Below are 17,335 nucleotides of genomic sequence, written 5' to 3' on the forward strand. Positions count from 1 at the left end.
CGTGGCCGCCAGATCGAACTGGTATGCTGATGGTCTCGAAGGTCATACAGCGCTGGCGATGTCCGAGTGATTCGGATGTCGGACAAGAAAATCGATAAGGTAGGCAGCACGATGGAGCAGACCAAGGCTTGGGAGATCAAGCGTATCTCGTCTCAGGAGAGTCTTTCGCGCCAGATTGCCCGGCAACTGGAGGCGCTGATCACTCAGGAGCGGATCGCGGTGGGGGACAAGTTGCCGACCGAGAGTCAGCTGTGCGACATGTTCGGTGTCAGCCGGACGGCGGTGCGCGAGGCGATCGCTCATCTCAAGTCGATGGGGCTGGTCGAGACGCGTCGCGGTATCGGTACGCGTGTGCTGCGCTCCGCACCGGATCACCACTTTCCTGCGCGTCGCATCAGTGCCACCACGGTGGAGGACATCCTGCACGTGCTGGAGATGCGCATCACGCTGGACTCCCAGGCCGCAGCGCTGGCGGCCGAGCGGCATACGTCGGACGATGTCGCGGCGCTGGAATCGGCCCACGAACGGTTTCTGGCTGCCTGCAAGACCGACAGTCAGGCGCGTCACGAGGATTATGTCTTTCATCGCGCGGTCGTCGAGGCCACTCACAATCCGTTTTTCGTGTCGCTGTACGACCAGCTCCACGAGGGCGCCATCCCTCGCACCAAACTCCTGTCCGTGGAACTCGACCCGGAAGCCGTATCTTACTATCTTGAAAGGGTTGCGCGTGAGCACGCCGAGGTCCTGCAGGCCATCGTCTCGGGCGAGGCCGAAGCCGCGCGCAATGCCATGCATCGTCATCTTCAGCGGGCGTACGATAATTACGCCGCGTATCAGGATCATTCCCAAGCGTGACGCCCACCGGCCCGGACCGGTGTCCGGGCTGGCCAACTGCAGTCCATCCGCGCCTATCGCCCTCGCCAGGAGGGTGGCGGCGTTGCATTGGCGTCCGCACATTCAAGCGCTATCCAGGAGGTAACGTGAATCTGACTGGCGAATTATTGATCGGGCAGCAAACCGTCAAAGGTAGCCGCGACCCCATCGTGGCGATCAATCCGGCGACCGGAGAGCGGCTGCCGACCGAGTTCCCAGGGGGAACGGCGGAGGACGTTTCGCGAGCCTGCGAGCTGGCCTGGTCGGCCTTCGATACCTACCGTGAATCCTCGCTCGAGACACGCGCCAGCTTCCTCGAGACGATTGCCGACGAGATCGAAGCGATCGGCGATGACCTGATCGAGCGTGCGGTGGCCGAATCCGGCCTGCCGCAGGCGCGTATCCAGGGCGAGCGAGGGCGCACTTGCGGCCAGCTCCGGCTGTTCGCCAAGACCGTACGGGCCGGCGAATGGCTGGACGTGCGGGTCGACCCGGCCCTGCCGGATCGGCAGCCGATGCCGCGGGTCGATCTGCGTCAGCGCCACATCGCCCTGGGGCCGGTGGCCGTCTTCGGCGCCAGCAATTTTCCGCTGGCGTTCTCCGTGGCCGGCGGCGATACCGCCTCGGCGCTGGCCGCGGGCTGTCCCGTGGTGGTGAAAGCACACCCGGCGCATCCAGGCACCTGTGAACTGGTCGGCCGCGCGGTGCAAGCGGCCGTGAAGCAGTGCGGGCTGCCGGAAGGGGTCTTCTCGATGCTGCACGACGCCAGCTTCGAGGTCGGCCAGGCTCTGGTCGCCGATCCACGGATCAAGGCCGGCGGCTTCACCGGGTCGCGCAAGGGCGGACTGGCGCTGCTGGATATCGCCCAGCGTCGTCCGGAGCCGATTCCTTTCTACGCCGAGATGAGCAGCATCAATCCGGTTTTCCTGATGCCGGCGGCGCTCAAGGCGCGGGGCAAGGCGCTGGGCGAGGCGTTCGTGGGCTCTCTCAACATGGGGGCCGGGCAGTTCTGCACCAACCCGGGGCTGGTGATCGCGATCGAGGGCCCGGATCTCGATGCCTTCCTCGACGCTGCCGCGCAAGCCGTTGAGGCGAGCGCCGCCCAGACGATGCTGACCCCGGGCATCCACGATGCCTACGAGCATGGCGTCAGTGTCCTGGCCGCGAGCGCCAAGGTGAAAGAAGTCGCGCGGGGCCAGCAGGGCGACGGCCCCAACCAGTGCCAGAGCGGACTGTTCATGGCCGCTGGGGAAGACGTGATCGCCGACGAATCGCTTCAGGCCGAGATATTCGGGGCCTCCTCGCTGGTCGTCGCGTGCCGTGACGCCGCCGAGGTCAAGCGCGTGGCCGAGGCGCTGGAAGGACAGCTCACGGCAACCCTGCAGATGGACGATGGCGATCTCGAAGCCGCCAGGGCGCTGTTGCCGATCCTGGAGCGCAAGGCCGGTCGCATCATGGCCAACGGCTGGCCGACCGGCGTCGAGGTGTGTCACGCCATGGTCCACGGCGGCCCGTTCCCGGCCACCTCCGATGCGCGTTCCACTTCCGTTGGCACGGCGGCGATCTTCCGCTTCCTGCGGCCGGTCTGCTACCAGGACCTGCCGGATGCGCTGTTGCCGGAAGCCGTTCGCGAGGACAATCCGTTGAAGCTGCGCCGGCTGCTGGACGGGGAGCGCGAGGGCTGAGACCCCGGCCAGGGTGCCGATCCCTGGCACGCCAGTGAAATGGGCCGCTCGAGAGAGCGGCCCATTTTTTTCGAGGAACGCGGTGGCCGGCTATATCAGCGCCAGCCACTTCAGCAGGAAGAGCCCCAGGCTCAAGCTGAACATGGAGGCGAAGGTGGTGATGACGATGATGTTGGCGGCCAGCTTGTCGTTGGCCTTGAACGCCTTGGCCATGACGAAGCTGGCCGCCGCCCCGGGGCAGCCCAGGTAAAGGAACAGGATCCCCAGGGCGGGCCCCCGGATGCCCATGGCAAGTGCCCCGGCAATCCCGAGCAGTGGAACCCAGACCAGCTTCCACAGGCTGGCATCGAGAGCGATGCTGCTGCTGCGCTTGAACGCGCTGACCGATAGCGTGCCGCCGATGCAGATCAATCCCAACGGCAGCGACATGCCGGCAAGATAGCCGCCTGAGGTCATGGCCCAGCCGGGCAGCTCGATGCCCGACAGCGCCACCGGAATGGCGAAGACCACGCTCAGGATCAGGGGGTTTTTGGCCAGGTTCTTGGCCAGGCTGCGGAAGTCGGTGGCGATCTGGTCGCTGTAGAACGACAGGATGAAGACCGAAAAGACGTTGTAGATGACGATGACAGCACCGGCCAGCACGCCACCGACGGAGAGACCGTAGTCACCGTATTGGCCGGCGGCCAGCGCCAGTCCGACGATACCGTTGTTGGCCCGGAACGCCCCCTGGGTGAAGATGCCGCGCTCTATCCGCGGATGTCGCCAGACCGCCCAGGCCCAGGCGAGGAAGAAGCTGACCACGGTATAGCCGATGAAGTAGCCGATCAGCTCCGGTTGCAGCGCACGGTTCAGGTCGGCTTTGACAATGCTGAGGAACAGCAGCGCCGGCATGGTGACCTTGAACACCAGCATCGACGCCGTGGTGATGAAATGGGCGTCGATCCAGCCGATGCGCTTGAGTCCGAGGCCCAAGAAGACCATCAGGAAGACGGGGAGGGTGATCTCCAGCGTGTGGGTAAAGGCGGCCAGCAGCCCCATCGTTCACTCTCCGCCGCGTACCAGCCAGAAGCCGACGATTAGCGCGGCGATCAGCAGGGCCCAGAATAATCGGTTACGCAAACGCGTATCGCGATGGGATCCTTTGCGAGACACAGTACAATCCTTTTTGGCAAACGCTTCGAACGCGCGTTCGACGAGCGTGTCGACGATAACGTCGGCAAGATGAAGCGGTAAAAATGTATAGCCGATAGTCTAAGGGAATTTGGATGTCGATGCTGCCTTATCCACTGGTCTTCGCCCACGCCAACGGCTTCACTGGCGCCAGTTATCGGACGCTGCTGTCGCCGTTGTCAGAGCGTTTCGCACTGCATCCGTTGGATCGTCTGGCTCACGACCCTCGCTATCCGGTCGGACGCAACTGGCTGGCGCTTCGCGAGGAGTATCTCGCCGCAATCGAGCCGCTGGCAGCGCCGGTCGTGGCCGTGGGTCACTCCATGGGCGGGGTGTTGTCGATCATGGCTGCGGCCAAGGCGCCACAACGTTTCCGGGCCGTGGTGGCGCTGGATCCTCCGCTGCTGCTCGGGCGCGACGCCTGGATGTTGAAGGCCGCCAAGCTGACAGGGTTCGTCGACCGGGTGACGCCGGCGGGCAAGACGCTGAAACGCCGCGAGACCTGGCCCAGCCGCGACGCCATGGCGGCGGCACTGCGTCGCCGCTCGCTGTTTCAGCGCTTCACCGAGACTGCCATGAGCGACTACGTCACCGGGGCTACCACGATCGACGATGACAGCGGCGCCGCCAGTTTGCGATATGCGCCCCGAACCGAAGCGGCCGTGTTTCGCCACCTGCCCGATCATCTGACGTCGGTGCTGCGCAAGCTCACCGTGCCGCTGACGGTGATCGCCGGTGAGCAGTCCGACCTGCTGACGCCCGTTCGGCGACGCTCGCTCGAGCGGTTGGGCATTCGACTTCGCTGCGTACCCGGGGGGCACATGTTCCCGTTCGAACAACCGGAAGCCACTCGCGAGGCGATCGTCAGGGCCGTTGGCGAGATGTTGGGAGAGAGCGCGTGAGACCGACAGAAACGGTATTGGGAGAAGGGCGACTGGCGGCATTGAGCTGGGGCGACGAAACCGCGCCGACCTGGGTGGCCCTGCATGGCTGGCTAGACAATGCCGCGTCCTTCGCTCGCCTGGCGCCGGCGCTGGTCAACGAGCTGGGCATCCGTCTGGTGGCGCTGGACTTGCCGGGGCATGGTCATTCGCCGCATCGCGGCGAGCGCGCCGACTACCCGCTGTGGGGCTACGTCCCCGACGTGCTCGAGGCGCTGGATGGGTTGAATCTACGCGCCGCGACGCTGGTCGGCCACTCGATGGGTGCGGGGGTCGCCAGCCTGCTCGCCGCGGCGATGCCGGCGCGAGTGGAGCGGCTGGTGCTGATCGACGGGCTCGCCTCGACCACCAACGAACCGGCCGAAACGGTGGCACAGCTGCAGGCGGCGCTGGGGGCACGCGCTCGGTCGCGCGGCGATACTGGCGGCTATCCCAGCGTGGAAGACGCCGTCGCCGCGCGGGTTCGGGGCGGAGTCACCCCGATCGATGCGGATACCGCGCGGCCCATCGTCGAGCGGAACCTGGCGAGAGCGCAGGATGGGCGCTATCGCTGGCGCACCGACCGGCGCTTGACCTGGCCATCGCTGCTGCGTTGGACGCCGGACCAGATGCTTGAGACGGTCGCCGCGATTCGGGCACCGGTATTGCTGTTACAGGCCACGGGCGGGGTGTTGACCCAGCGGCCGCACCTCGGCGATGCCTGTCGTCGGCTCGCCAGGCTCGAACGACGCATCGTCTCCGGCGGTCATCATCTGCATCTGGAACGAATCAGAGTGGCGCAGGTGACGGACGAAATCGTACGCTGGCATCAATCGACCGTCGGGGAGTGCGTGTCATGAAACCTCGAGTCTCGTTGGTATTGGGCAGTGGTGGTGCGCGGGGCTATGCGCATATCGGCGTGATCGAGGAACTCGAGGCACGAGGCTACGAGATCGCCTCGATCTCCGGTTGCTCGATGGGGGCCCTGATCGGTGGCATCCATGCCGCCGGCCAGCTCGATGCCTATCGCGACTGGGTCTGTAAGCTCGACTATTTCGATGTGCTGCGACTGGTCGACATCACCTGGAGCGCCATGGGCGCGATGCGCGCCGGCAAGGTGATGACCAAGCTGGAGTCACTGGTCGGCGACATCCGCATCGAGGATCTGCCGATGCCGTTCACCGCCGTGGCGACGGACCTGGGGCGGCAGCGCGAAGTGTGGTTCCAGAGCGGGCCGCTGCTGCGGGCGATCCGTGCCTCGATCGCGGTACCGGGAATCATCACCCCGGTCCAGGAAAACGGCCACGTCCTGGTCGACGGCGGGCTGCTGAACCCGCTCCCGATCATCCCCACGGTGTCGGTCGACGCGGATCTGGTGCTGGCGGTCAACGCCACCGCCCAGACGCCGCGGCCGGTGACGCTGGAGGAGTTGCTGCCGGCCGACCAGGCAGCCCAGGAACACGCCCGCGAGATCGAGCGCGAGGCCGAGGGCAAGAGCTTCAGCGGCTGGCTGAAGAACGTGCGTACGCGGGTCCAGGGCATGGTCTCCTCGTTCAGCGACGAGGAGGAAGCCTCCGAGAACGTCAGTTGGTCGAGCCAGACCGAGCGCGCCTGGAGCAAGCTGGACATGATGCTGGCCTCGTTCGATATCACCCAGGCCGCGCTGGCCAAGTACAAGGTCGCCGGTTATCCACCCGATATCCTGATCGACGTGCCCAAGAGCGTCTGCGGAGCCTACGAGTTCCATCGGGCGGAGGCGCTGATCGAGCTGGGGCGCTATCTCACCGCCCAGGCCCTGGATCGCCATGAGCGCCAGCGTGACCGGACCATGGTGGCCGGTGAGCCAGTCGACGGCCGCCGCCATCCTTCCAGTAGCGGCGACCCCCAGGGGCGGTTGCCGCTGCCGCTGTCGTCGCCCAAGCGGCACGGTTGAAGACACGGCAGGGCCGCCTGGGTGAGTCGTGCGTCGCGCGAGTTCGCCCTTCCTCGAGCCCAATCTCGATCCAGGTCTCTGTTTCGCCGCGCGCTCCCTGGGCGTCCCAGGTGACGATTCAGCGGCTTGAATCGGCCCGGGTGCGCAGCAGGACATAGAGCGCGCCGGTGCCGCCGTCGATCTCGCTGGCGGAGCAGAAAGCGATCACTCGCGACCAGTTCTTGAGCCAGGCATTGACGTGGCTCTTGATCACCGGGTAGTCCGCGCCGCTGCCGCGATAGCCACGGGCCTTGCCATGGACCACCAGCACGCAGCGGACCCGGTTGGCGATGGCGTCGTCGATGAACGATTCGAGTTCGAGGCGCGCCTCGTCGAGGGTGTGGCCGTGGAGGTCGAGTCCGCCTTCCCAGGCGATATGGCCCCGCTTGAGTTTGGCAAAGGTGCGCGGGGGGAGGTCGGGGATCGCGAATTCCAGCCGCTGGTGCGGTGTGACGGCCTCGACGCCACCGTCGGAGAGCTGGGACTGCACCACCGGCGGAGCCTGTTCGGCGGCTTCACGGCGGATATCGGCGTTGATGTCGTTGCGGCGCGGCTTGCCGACGGCGGCGCGATTGACGCTGAGCCGCCTGACGCCGGCCGCTTTCAGCGCGTCGCGGAACGCATTTTGATCGTCATCGTCGCCTGAAGTCATGACCGTGGAACCTCCGCTTGCCATCGTCGTGTCGGCTGGAATCGTCGCGCGGCGCAAAGGGTAAACGATTCCAGGCTTCATGGCTTGTCTGCGGGGAGCGGTAGGCGATGAATCAGCCCGGCTGTGAACCCGCCACCCTTGAGGGTACAATCGTCGTCCGTTTTTCAGCCTGATGCGAGTCCCGTCCATGCCCCGTTTGCCGTCGACCCTGACGCTAGCCGACGATGCCATCGTCGCCGATCTGTTCAGCGTGCGGGACTGCCTGCGTTGGGCAACCAGCGAATTCCACGCCCACCGCCTCCATTTCGGCCACGGCACCGACAGCGCCTGGGACGAAGCGGTGGCGCTGGTGCTGGGGGCGCTGCATCTGCCTTGGGACGTCGACCCGGCGGTGCTCGATTCGCGGCTTCTGGGCGTCGAACGCGAACGCATCGTGGCACTGGTCAGGACTCGCATCGAGACGCGCCAGCCGCTGCCTTACCTGATCGGCGAGGCGTTTTTCGCCGGCTTCCCGTTCGAGGTCGACGAACGAGTGCTGATTCCACGTTCGCCGACGGCGGAGCTGATCGAACAGGGGTTCTCGGCCTGGTTCGACGACAGGCCCCCGGCTCGCGTCCTCGATCTCTGTACCGGCTCCGGCTGCATGGGCATCGCCACCGCGCTTCACCTGCCGACCTGCGAGGTGGACCTGGTCGATATCAGCGTCGACGCGCTCGACGTGGCCAAGGCCAATATCGTGCGCCACGACGTCGGCCGGCGCGTGCGTGCCGTGGCCTCCGACCTGTTCGAGGGCGTCGCCGGGCAGCGCTACGACCTGATCGTCAGCAACCCGCCCTATGTCGACAGTCGCGATCTGGCAGCGATGCCGGCGGAGTATCGCCACGAACCCGACCTGGCGCTGGGCGCCGGTCGAGACGGTCTCGACATCGTGCGACGCATCCTGCGCGAGGCGCGGGCCTATCTGAACGACGGCGGTATGCTGATCGTCGAGGTCGGCAATTCTCAGCACCACCTCGAGGCGGCCTTTCCGACGGTGCCGTTTCTCTGGCTCGAGTTCGAGCGCGGGGGCGAAGGCGTTTTCGCACTCAGTGCCGAGGATCTCGATACCTACGCGGATGTTTTCGCCGCTTCCCAAGCGCGCTGATTGCGAGCTTTTACCCTTTTCTGAGGATCGCGCATGTCCGGCAACACCTTCGGCAAACTGTTCACCGTCACCACTTTCGGTGAGAGTCACGGCCCCGCGCTGGGCGCCATCGTCGATGGCTGTCCGCCGGGACTCGAGATCGGCGAAGCGGACCTTCAGGTCGATCTGGACCGCCGTCGCCCCGGCTCCTCGCGTCATACTACCCAGCGCCGGGAGCCCGACCAGGTGAAGATCCTCTCCGGGGTGTTCGAGGGCAGGACCACCGGCACGCCGATCGGGCTGTTGATCGAGAACACCGACCAGCGCTCCAAGGACTACTCCAAGATCGCGGAGCAATTCCGGCCGGCGCACGCCGACTACACCTACCATCACAAGTACGGCATCCGCGACTATCGGGGTGGCGGACGCTCCAGCGCTCGCGAGACCGCGATGCGGGTGGCCGCCGGCGCCATCGCCAAGGCCTGGCTGGCGCAACAGGGCATCCGGGTGCGCGGCTACATGAGCCAGCTCGGGCCGATCGAGCTCGACTTCAAGAGCTGGGAGGGGGTGGACGACAACCCGTTCTTCTGTCCCGATCCGGACAGGCTCCCGGAGCTCGAGGCCTACATGGATCAGCTGCGCCGTGACCAGGATTCGGTCGGCGCGAGAATCACCGTGGTTGCCGAGGGTGTACCGGTGGGGCTGGGCGAGCCGGTCTTCGACCGTCTGGATGCCGACCTCGCCCACGCCCTGATGGGCATCAATGCGGTGAAGGGCGTCGAGATCGGCGATGGCTTCGGTGTCGTGGCGCAACGGGGCAGCGAACACCGCGACGAGATGACGCCCGAAGGCTTTCTCTCCAATCATGCCGGTGGCATTCTCGGTGGGATCTCCAGCGGCCAGCCGATCGTCGCGCATCTGGCGCTGAAGCCGACCTCCAGCATCACCCGGCCGGGGCGTTCCATCGACGTGCACGGCGAGCCGGTGGAGGTGGTCACCAAGGGCCGTCACGACCCCTGCGTCGGCATCCGCGCCACACCGATCGCCGAGGCGATGATGGCGCTGACGCTGATCGATCACCTGCTGCGCCACCGGGGGCAGAACGGCGACGTCCGCATCGATACGCCACGCCTCGGCCAGCGCTGACGCATCCGGGCTGGCGCGCCCGGTGACGCGTGGTGTGCTCAGGAGCGCGGGTCGGCGTCGTCCTTCTCGCTCCTCTCTTGCCGTTCTCCCTGGGTCTTCGCTTCCTCGTCCGCTGCTTGGCGCTCCTTGACCTTGCGCTGGCGAAGCTGCTGGCGATAGCCGTAGGTCGCGCTGCGGATCGTTTCGTCGCTCTCCAGGCTCGACCCCAGGGCGCCGGCGACGGTGGCCACCGAGGCGGCGAGCCAGGCCAGGGCAGGGAAGTTGAGCCAGTTGATCGATTGGCCAACCGTCGTCTCCAGCAGGTTGGCAGGGACGAACAGGATCACCGCCGCCAGAAACAGGGCGAACAGGATGACGTAATAGCAGGCAACGCCCGCTGTCAGCGTTAGCACCGTGGTCAGATTGTAGAAGCCCGTCAGGCGGTTCGATCCGCTGTATCGCCTGGGTTCCCACAGGCCGTGATCGAGTATCAGCCAGGTCACCATCGCTGCCATGGCGGCGATCATCAGAATCACGAAACGGTAGAGCTCGTAGGCGGCGCTGAGTTTCCACAGCGAGGGAAAAATCAGGCCGTAGGCGCCAGTGGCGAAGGCCACCGCGATGACGCGGCGGAAGGCGGGCAGGATGGTCCAGGGGCGATTGGCCCGCACCATGCCGCCGAGCAGTTTGGCGTACCCCCGCCACTTGGCGGCGCTGACGAAGCGCACATCGACATGCTTCTCGTGCTCATCGGAAGGCGTGATCCTCTGGATTGGGACCAGTCGCTCGGAGAGCCGCCAACCCATCAGCTCGCGTGAATTGCGATTGCGAATCCCGCTCCGTTCACGGGCCTCTCGCCCCTGCTCGAGATGCTGCTGCTGACGCTCGCGCTCTTCCCCATCGCTGCCGTGATGCATCTCGTTGACCAGATGCAGGATCGCTTCCCTTAGCCGCCGCCTGAGCGGCGAAATGCCCAGCGCGGGCTGCGAGATGATCGCCACGCCCAGATTCTCGCTGGCTTCCGCCAGTGTCAGGCGGTCATCGCGGAAGAGCGGCAGGTCGGTAATGCAGACCACGTAGTGCCAGCCGTGGTCACGCTTGATCCGCTCTGCCTGATCGATGACGTTGTCCGTCGAATCCTCGGCCCCGATCAGTGCGTCGGTGACGCACTCCACCCGCCACCGATGACGATCATCGGTGTGACGCTCGAGCAGTTCGGACAGCTCGTCGGTGATCAGGCCGGCGACCCGCTCCGGCAGCTCCGGTGCCGGGACCAGGCCCAGGCGCAATACATCCTCGCAACGCGCCTCCCGTGTCGTCGATTCCTGCGATCCATCCCCATGGTCCTGCGCCATGCGCGACAACTCCTCACTTTCTGGATTGGCGCCTCTCGAACGAGGGCGTCTCGAATGACTCCACTTCGAACCCGAACCGATCGGGCGTGGCCTTGCAACAGGGCCTGCGACGAGGCTAAGCGTAGCCGCTTCGGGAGGCTTCGGCCGCCCTGATCGTCTCGAGTTCGGCGATCATCGCGCGACCGGCGTTGGAGAGCGTGCGTTCGCGGTGAACCAGGTAGCCGAGGCGACGCACGATCGGCGGGTGATCCACCGGCAGCACCGCGATGTCGTCGTCGATCAGGCTTTCCGGCAGCACGCTCCAGCCCAGGCCGATGCTCGCCATCATCTTGAGCGTTTCGAGATAGTTGGTGGACAGCGCCACGTCGATGGAGAGTGCCGCCCGGGTGAAGGAGTTGATCACGATATCGCGGGTAAAGGTGAGAGGGCCGGGCAGGACCGCGGGATAATCGACGAGATCGGCGAGCGAGAGCGAGTCCCTCGCGGTCAGTGGGTGGTCGGGCGCGGCGAGGAATCGCAGCTGATCGATCCACACCGGCACCGACTCCACCTGCGGGTAGGGTTGGGGTGAGAGCGTCACCACGGCCAGTTCGATCTCACCGGCGATCACGCCATGATAGGCCTGCTCGGAGTCGAGGAAGCGCAGGTCCAGATCGACATCGGGATAGCGCTGGGTGAAGGCCTTGAGCACCGGCGGTAGCCGGTGAAGGCCGACATGGTGGCTGGTCGCCAGCGTCAGGTTGCCCTCGACGCTGCCGCTCAGGTTGCTCAAGGTGCGGCGGCTGTCCTCGACCAGCTGCAGGATCTGACGAGCGCGTGGCAGTAGCAGCCGTCCGGCTTCGGTCAGGCTGACCCGACGATTGATGCGATCGAACAGTTTGGCCCCGGTCTGATACTCCAGTGCGGCGATGCGTTTGCTGATCGCCGGCTGGGTGAGGTGCAACTGCTCTCCGGCCAGCGAGAACGAGGCCGTGTCGGCGACCGCGATGAAGGCCTGCAGGCTCTGCGTGTCCATGGCGCGGGGTTCCTGATGATGATTTCGTGAATTCTGTTATGGAATGCAAAGCATAATCAAGATGAATTGATTTTATGCATGCTCTGGCCGTATCTTGACGCTTCAATCAGTTGCAGCGCTGAAGCGAAGCGCTGCGATTCGCAGGCATCACGTCACTCAAGCTGCGACAGACAGCGTGACGGAGGAGATAACCCCAATGGCAAGCCAGACGCTCTACGACAAGTTGTGGGCCCAGCACCTGGTGACTCAGCGCGATGACGGTTCCGCGCTGATCTACATCGATCGTCACCTGCTGCACGAAGTCACCTCGCCCCAGGCGTTCGAAGGGCTGCGGCTGGCCGGTCGCAAGCCGTGGCGCCGCGATGCCAATCTGGCGACTCCCGATCACAACGTGCCGACCACGCTCAAGGAGCGTAGCGCCGGCAATGCCGGGATACTCGACGATGTCTCGCGGATTCAGGTCGAAACCCTGGATGCCAACTGCGAGAGCTTCGACATCGAGGAGTTTCGCATCAACGATGAGCGCCAGGGCATCGTCCACGTGGTCGGGCCCGAGCAGGGCGCCACGCTGCCGGGCATGACCGTGGTCTGTGGCGACTCCCACACCGCGACCCACGGCGCCTTCGCCGCGCTCTCCCACGGTATCGGCACCTCCGAGGTGGAGCACGTGCTGGCGACGCAGTGCCTGATCGCGCAGAAGATGAAGAACATGCAGGTGCGGGTCGAGGGCAAGCTGGGGCTCGGCGTCACCGCCAAGGATATCGTGCTGGCGATCATCGGCCGTATCGGTACCGCCGGTGGCACCGGTTATGCCATCGAGTTCGCCGGCAGCGCGATTCGTGAGCTCTCCATGGAAGGTCGCATGACGATCTGCAACATGGCGATCGAAGCCGGTGCCCGCGTTGGCCTGGTGGCGGTGGACGACCACACCATCGATTACCTGAAAGGTCGGCCCTATGCGCCCTCGGCCGAGCAGTGGCCGGCGGCCGTCGAGGCCTGGCGTGATCTGGTCTCGGACGATGGCGCGCATTTCGACAAGATCGTCGAACTCGACGCTGCCGAGATCGAGCCGCAGGTGACCTGGGGAACCAGCCCGGAGATGGTCGTCAACGTCTCCGCGGAGGTGCCTGATCCGGCCGGCGCCGCCGACGAGACCGTCACTCAGGGCATGACCCGCGCGCTGGAGTACATGGGACTCAGCGCCGGGCAGAAGATCACCGATATCCAGCTCGATAAGGTGTTCATCGGCTCCTGCACCAACTCGCGGATCGAGGATCTGCGCGAGGCCGCCAAGGTGGCGAAAGGGCGCAAGGTCGCCGATAACATCCAGTTGGCCATGGTGGTACCGGGCTCCGGCCTGGTGAAGCGCCTGGCCGAAGCGGAAGGACTCGACAAGATTTTCGTCGAGGCCGGCTTCGAGTGGCGCGAGCCGGGCTGCTCGATGTGTCTGGCGATGAATGCCGACAAGCTGGGCGCCGGCGAGCGCTGCGCCTCGACCTCCAACCGCAACTTCGAGGGGCGCCAGGGCTATGGCGGCCGGACCCATCTGGTCAGCCCGGCGATGGCGGCGGCCGCTGCCATCGAAGGCCATTTCGTCGATGTCCGCGAGTACGACTATGACCGGGGCAATGCACGGGAGATGAGCGCATGAAGAAGTTCGAACGCCTGCAGGGTCTGGTCGCGCCGCTCGATCGGGCCAACGTCGATACCGACCTGATCATTCCCAAGCAGTTCCTGAAGTCGATCAAGCGCACCGGCTTCGGTCCCAACCTGTTCGACGAGCTGCGCTACCTCGACGAAGGCTATCCCGGCCAGGATGCGTCGAGTCGGCCGCTCAATCCGGACTTCGTGCTCAACCAGTCGCGCTACCGCGATGCGCAGGTATTGCTGGCCCGGCGCAATTTCGGCTGCGGCAGTTCGCGAGAGCACGCGCCCTGGGCGCTGGACGATTTCGGTTTCCGTGTGGTGATCGCGCCGAGCTTCGCCGATATCTTCTATAACAACTCGTTCAAGAACGGCATCCTGTTGATCACCCTGGACGAGGAGACGGTCGACAGGCTGTTCCTGGAGACCGAGGCGACCGAAGGCTACCGTCTGGATATCGATCTCGAAAGGCAGACGGTCACCACGCCGGATGGCGAGGCGATCCCGTTCGAGGTCGATGCCTTCCGCAAGCACTGCCTGATCGAGGGGCTCGACGATATCGGCCTGACCCTCGAGCAGTCCGGCGCGATCCACGATTTCGAGCGCGGTCACCGCGCCGCGCGTCCGTGGCTGTTTCGTGAAGCCTGAGGCCCCCGGCAGCGCCGATCATGGCGCCGTCGTCGAGCGCCAGTTCGGCGCCCGGGCGGCGGCCTATCTGAGCAGCAGCGTGCATGCCCAGGGCCAGGAGTTCGCCCAGCTTCGCGCGCGGGTCGGCGAGATCGATGCACCCCGGGTGCTGGATCTGGGCTGCGGCGCCGGCCATGTCAGTTTCCAGCTGGCCGATCTGGCGTCCGAGGTTGTCGCCTACGACCTGTCGCCGCGGATGCTCGCGGTGGTCAGTGAGGCGGCCGGCGAGCGTGGCTTCGGCAATATCTGCACGGTACAGGGGGTCGCCGAGTCGCTGCCGTTCGCCGCTGACAGTTTCGACGTGGTGTGCAGCCGTTTCTCCGCCCACCACTGGCGCGACGTGGGGCTGGCGCTGCGGGAAGCGAGGCGGGTCCTGAAACCGGGTGGCCTGGCGGCGTTCATCGACGTCGCCGCCTCCGAGCAGCCGCTGTTCGACAGCTTCCTGCAGACGGTCGAGATGCTGCGCGATACCAGTCATGTGCGGGATTACGCGCCCAGCGAATGGGCGAAGATGGTGGGCGAGGCGGGGCTGGCGGTGATCGCCAGTTCGCGCCAGCGACTACGGCTGGATTTCGAGACATGGATCGCGCGCATGCGCACGCCTGACGTCATGCGCGATGCGATCCGCCACCTGCAGAGTCAGGTCGGCCAGGAAGTGCGAGACGCCTTCGAGATCGGTGAGGATGGCTCCTTCACGACCGACATGCTGGTGTTGTGGGCGACCAAGGAACACGTTTGAGGACAATGCATGAGCAAGAAGATTCTGGTTCTTCCCGGTGACGGCATCGGCCCGGAAATCACCGCCGAGGCGGTCAAGATTCTGAATGCCTGCCGCGAAGCCGGGCTGAATGCCGAGCTGGAAGAGGCGCTGGTCGGCGGTGCCGGCTACGACGCCGAAGGGCACCCGCTGCCCGAGGCCACTTTGGCCAAGGCCAAGGCGGCGGACGCGATCCTGCTCGGCGCCGTCGGCGGCCCGAAATGGGACACGCTGGAAGATCTGAGCAAGCGTCCCGAGAAGGGGCTGCTGGGGCTGCGCAAGCATCTCAACCTGTTCGGCAACCTGCGACCGGCGCTGCTCTATCCGCAGCTGGCCGAGGCGTCGACGCTGAAACCGGAAGTGGTCTCCGGGCTCGATATCATGATCGTGCGCGAGCTCACCGGAGGGATCTACTTCGGCCAGCCGCGGGGCATCGAGGAGCGTGACGGCGAGCGGGTCGGGTTCAACACCTACGTCTACTCGGAGTCCGAGATCGAGCGGATCGGTCGGGTCGCCTTCGAGATGGCGCAGAAGCGTAGCAAGAAACTCTGCTCGGTGGACAAGGCCAACGTGCTCGAAGTCACCATCCTGTGGCGCGAGGTGATGAACCGGCTGGCACCCGAGTATCCGGACGTCGAGCTGTCGCACATGTACGTCGACAACGCCGCCATGCAGCTGGTGCGCGCGCCCAAGCAGTTCGACGTGGTGGTCACCGGCAACATGTTCGGCGATATCCTGTCGGATGCCGCGGCGATGCTGACCGGCTCCATCGGCATGCTGCCGTCGGCGTCGCTCAACGAGCATCAGCAGGGCATGTACGAGCCATGCCACGGCAGCGCACCGGACATCGCCGGCCAGGGCCTGGCCAACCCGCTGGCGACGATCCTGTCGGTGGCGATGATGCTGCGCTATTCGCTGGGGGAGCCGGCCCTGGCCGAGCGCATCGAGCGGGCGGTCGGCAGCGTTCTCGATCAGGGCCTGCGAACCGCCGATATCGCCTATCCGGGCACGCGTCAGGTTTCCACCAGCGAGATGGGGGATGCGGTACTGGCGGCTTTCGCCGACGCCTGAGCGCGGATAGCGGGCGCCAATGCGCTATAATGTGCCTTCAAGATCGACATGATACGACGACTCGAATGAGTCGTCGTGTCGCATTCATGATCATGAAAAGTGTCCGGTGGCCCGCGTGGCCACGCAGACGCCACTTTTCCAACAGCTTCGGGGTAACCAATCTATGTTGAAAGTCGGATTCGTCGGCTGGCGCGGTATGGTCGGTTCCGTTCTGATGCAGCGCATGCTGGATGACAACGATTTCGCCGGGCTCGAGCCCGTCTTCTTTTCCACCTCGCAGGCAGGTCAGGCCGGGCCCGATATCGGCATAGACGTGCCGGCGTTGAAAGATGCCAACGACATTGAGTCGCTCAAGGCGATGGACGTGATCGTCACCTGTCAGGGGGGCGACTACACCGGCGCGGTCTATCAGCCGCTGCGCCAGGCCGGCTGGAAAGGCTACTGGATCGATGCGGCCAGCACCCTGCGCATGGCGGAGGAGTCGTCCATCGTGCTCGATCCGGTCAATCGACACGTGATCGATGCCCAGCTCGCCAAGGGTGCCAGAACCTTCGTCGGCGGCAACTGTACCGTCAGCCTGATGCTGATGGGCCTCGGGGGGCTGTTCGAAGCCGGCATGGTCGAGTGGATGACTTCCATGACCTATCAGGCGGCCTCGGGGTCCGGCGCCAAGCACATGCGCGAGTTGCTGTCGCAGATGGGCGCACTGCAGTCGGCCGTGGCTCGTGATCTCGCCACGCCCTCCAGCGCCATCCTCGACATCGACCGCGATGTCACTGCCGCGATGCGCGGGGGCGAATTCCCGATCGATAACTTCGGCGCGCCGCTGGCCGGCAGCCTGCTGCCGTGGATCGACAAGGCGATGGAGAACGGTCAGAGCAAGGAAGAGTGGAAGGGGGGCGTCGAAACCAACAAGATTCTCGCCACCGGCAACAATCCGATTCCCATCGACGGTCTCTGCGTGCGGATCGGCGCGATGCGCTCCCACAGTCAGGCGTTCACCATCAAGCTCAAGCAGGACGTGCCGATCGACGAGATCGAGGATCGCCTGGCCAAGCACAACGACTGGGTCAAGGTCATCCCCAACGAGAAGGAGGCCACGCTGGCGCAACTGACGCCGGCGGCTGTCAGCGGCACGCTCACCGTTCCGGTGGGTCGACTGCGCAAGCTGGCCATGGGGGGCGAGTACTTGACCGCATTTAGCGTCGGCGACCAGCTACTGTGGGGCGCAGCCGAACCACTCAAGCGCATGCTGAAGATTCTGCGCGAGCAAGCCTGAAGGCAGT

16 protein-coding genes are annotated in these 17,335 nt (G+C 65.4%); 12 read left to right on the forward strand and 4 right to left on the reverse strand.

What is annotated here, in order from left to right; all coding sequences use genetic code 11:
• The first annotated feature begins 75 nt into the window (after positions 1 to 75).
• Together DOM45_RS12460 and DOM45_RS12465 are read left to right on the forward strand one after the other, a co-directional pair.
• Positions 76 to 855: a FadR/GntR family transcriptional regulator gene (locus tag DOM45_RS12460; RefSeq protein ID WP_240612381.1), complete on the forward strand. Its 780-nt coding sequence runs from the start codon at positions 76 to 78 to the stop codon at positions 853 to 855.
• 125 nt (positions 856 to 980) lie between these two features.
• A complete protein-coding gene (locus DOM45_RS12465) occupies positions 981 to 2,558 on the forward strand; it encodes an aldehyde dehydrogenase (NADP(+)) (RefSeq protein WP_110600970.1) in 1,578 nt (525 codons plus the stop codon).
• Between the two features lie 90 nt (positions 2,559 to 2,648).
• On the opposite strand, the gene DOM45_RS12470 is transcribed toward DOM45_RS12465, so the two are convergent.
• Positions 2,649 to 3,596, reverse strand: coding sequence for an AEC family transporter (locus tag DOM45_RS12470; RefSeq protein WP_110600972.1), 948 nt, complete (start codon positions 3,594 to 3,596; stop codon positions 2,649 to 2,651).
• 227 nt (positions 3,597 to 3,823) lie between these two features.
• Between DOM45_RS12470 and DOM45_RS12475 the strand changes: the two genes are divergently transcribed.
• Genes DOM45_RS12475 through DOM45_RS12485 form a run of 3 tightly spaced genes read left to right on the forward strand, consistent with a single transcriptional unit; the run spans position 3,824 to position 6,581 of the window.
• On the forward strand, positions 3,824 to 4,630 hold the full coding sequence (locus DOM45_RS12475; protein WP_110600974.1) for an alpha/beta fold hydrolase: 807 nt from the start codon (positions 3,824 to 3,826) through the stop codon (positions 4,628 to 4,630).
• Positions 4,627 to 5,508 (forward strand): alpha/beta fold hydrolase, encoded by an 882-nt coding sequence (locus DOM45_RS12480; RefSeq protein ID WP_110600976.1) that lies wholly within the window; start codon positions 4,627 to 4,629, stop codon positions 5,506 to 5,508. The genes DOM45_RS12475 and DOM45_RS12480 overlap by 4 nt, the downstream gene beginning before the upstream one ends.
• Positions 5,505 to 6,581, forward strand: coding sequence for a patatin-like phospholipase family protein (locus tag DOM45_RS12485; RefSeq protein ID WP_110600977.1), 1,077 nt, complete (start codon positions 5,505 to 5,507; stop codon positions 6,579 to 6,581). The genes DOM45_RS12480 and DOM45_RS12485 overlap by 4 nt, the downstream gene beginning before the upstream one ends.
• A 118-nt stretch (positions 6,582 to 6,699) precedes the next feature.
• Here DOM45_RS12485 and DOM45_RS12490 read toward each other — a convergent pair whose 3' ends face one another.
• Complete coding sequence (locus DOM45_RS12490) at positions 6,700 to 7,272, reverse strand: Smr/MutS family protein (protein WP_110600980.1); 573 nt, start codon at positions 7,270 to 7,272, stop codon at positions 6,700 to 6,702.
• A gap of 187 nt (positions 7,273 to 7,459) precedes the next feature.
• Between DOM45_RS12490 and prmB the strand changes: the two genes are divergently transcribed.
• Complete coding sequence (gene prmB / locus DOM45_RS12495) at positions 7,460 to 8,416, forward strand: 50S ribosomal protein L3 N(5)-glutamine methyltransferase (protein WP_240612382.1); 957 nt, start codon at positions 7,460 to 7,462, stop codon at positions 8,414 to 8,416.
• 33 nt (positions 8,417 to 8,449) lie between these two features.
• A complete protein-coding gene (gene aroC, locus DOM45_RS12500) occupies positions 8,450 to 9,541 on the forward strand; it encodes a chorismate synthase (protein WP_110600983.1) in 1,092 nt (363 codons plus the stop codon).
• Positions 9,542 to 9,579: 38 nt separating this feature from the next.
• Here the strand turns inward: aroC and DOM45_RS12505 are convergent, their stop codons facing one another.
• Both DOM45_RS12505 and DOM45_RS12510 read right to left on the reverse strand, forming a co-directional pair.
• Positions 9,580 to 10,875 carry a hypothetical protein gene (locus DOM45_RS12505; protein WP_110600985.1) on the reverse strand — a complete coding sequence of 432 codons (1,296 nt, stop codon included), beginning with the start codon at positions 10,873 to 10,875 and terminating at the stop codon, positions 9,580 to 9,582.
• A gap of 115 nt (positions 10,876 to 10,990) precedes the next feature.
• Positions 10,991 to 11,890, reverse strand: a complete 900-nt coding sequence (locus tag DOM45_RS12510) for a LysR family transcriptional regulator (protein ID WP_110600987.1) — start codon at positions 11,888 to 11,890, stop codon at positions 10,991 to 10,993.
• Positions 11,891 to 12,086: 196 nt separating this feature from the next.
• On the opposite strand from DOM45_RS12510, the gene leuC reads away from it, so the two are divergent.
• The 5 genes from leuC to asd all read left to right on the forward strand — a co-directional run bounded on the left by leuC (position 12,087) and on the right by asd (position 17,328).
• Positions 12,087 to 13,541 carry a 3-isopropylmalate dehydratase large subunit gene (leuC, locus tag DOM45_RS12515; RefSeq protein ID WP_110600989.1) on the forward strand — a complete coding sequence of 485 codons (1,455 nt, stop codon included), beginning with the start codon at positions 12,087 to 12,089 and terminating at the stop codon, positions 13,539 to 13,541.
• Positions 13,538 to 14,182 (forward strand): 3-isopropylmalate dehydratase small subunit, encoded by a 645-nt coding sequence (leuD, locus tag DOM45_RS12520; protein ID WP_110600991.1) that lies wholly within the window; start codon positions 13,538 to 13,540, stop codon positions 14,180 to 14,182. Before leuC ends, leuD begins: the two co-directional genes overlap by 4 nt.
• On the forward strand, positions 14,172 to 14,960 hold the full coding sequence (locus DOM45_RS12525; protein ID WP_110600993.1) for a class I SAM-dependent methyltransferase: 789 nt from the start codon (positions 14,172 to 14,174) through the stop codon (positions 14,958 to 14,960). The genes leuD and DOM45_RS12525 overlap by 11 nt, the downstream gene beginning before the upstream one ends.
• 9 nt (positions 14,961 to 14,969) lie before the next feature.
• Positions 14,970 to 16,049: a 3-isopropylmalate dehydrogenase gene (gene leuB, locus DOM45_RS12530; RefSeq protein WP_110600995.1), complete on the forward strand. Its 1,080-nt coding sequence runs from the start codon at positions 14,970 to 14,972 to the stop codon at positions 16,047 to 16,049.
• Between the two features lie 163 nt (positions 16,050 to 16,212).
• Entirely contained in the window at positions 16,213 to 17,328 is a 1,116-nt protein-coding gene (asd, locus tag DOM45_RS12535) for an aspartate-semialdehyde dehydrogenase (RefSeq protein WP_110600996.1), read from the forward strand.
• The last annotated feature ends 7 nt before the right edge of the window (positions 17,329 to 17,335 follow it).

The organism is Salinicola lusitanus (genome assembly GCF_003206045.1).
GTDB classification, from domain to species: domain Bacteria; phylum Pseudomonadota; class Gammaproteobacteria; order Pseudomonadales; family Halomonadaceae; genus Salinicola; species Salinicola lusitanus.